Consider the following 763-nt stretch of genomic DNA (forward strand, 5'->3'; position numbering starts at 1 on the left):
TCTGTTCCCGACCGCGGGTTCGCGGGGTCGGTGACATTGCGCACGACCACCTCGCCGCCGTTGGTCTCCGGAGCCATGGTGAGGTCGATGGAGGAGACCGTGGCCTTCTCCTTCAGGGTGAGCAGGATCGTGACCGTCTGCTCCTCACGGAACTGGTTGAGGTCGTAGGAGCGTGAGTGCCACTCGGTGGAGGGATCCCCGTCAATCATGTTGACGACAGAGTCCGGGTTGTCCCCGCCGTCATCACGCCAGGAGAAGATCGTCGGCGTGGCGATCTGGGGCGTCGTGACAGGGGCGGGTGGCTCGGTCGAGCCTCCCGCGGCCCCCGACTGCTCCCCGCTCTGCGCTCCTGACTGCTCCCCCGACTGTGAGGGCAGTGTCGGCAGGTCCAGGTCACCGATGGGAGCCAGGGCCGTGCGCACGCCCCACAGCCCACCACCCAGCACCAGGACCAGTGCGAAGACCAGAGCGGGCACCGTCGGGTCCAGACGGCTTCCCGACTTCTTGGGTGTGCTGCCACCGGTGGGAGGGGGCCCTGAGGGGGACGGGGCGGCCTCAGTCGACCCGGTGTTCCCCCTGCCCGCGCCACCCACGGCCGGGAAGGATCCGCCCGGCACGGGCGGTGGCATGAGGAGTTCGGTGTCCTGCGTCGCAGAGTCCTGACCGTCGTTGCGGTCGGAACCGGTGGGCCGGTCGGGGGTGCGTTCGGCGTGCAGGGCCGTCTCCTCGGTCGATGGAGGGAGCTGGGGGGTGTGGGAGGTGC

Annotated in this window: 1 pseudogene; it reads right to left on the reverse strand. The window is 69.7% G+C overall.

Annotation, left to right across the window (positions count from 1 at the left end):
- A pseudogene (locus FK530_RS26045) lies at positions 1-763 on the reverse strand (hypothetical protein); the annotation flags it as partial.

The sequence above is a fragment of the Tsukamurella conjunctivitidis genome, assembly GCF_007858475.1.
GTDB lineage: Bacteria > Actinomycetota > Actinomycetes > Mycobacteriales > Mycobacteriaceae > Tsukamurella > Tsukamurella conjunctivitidis.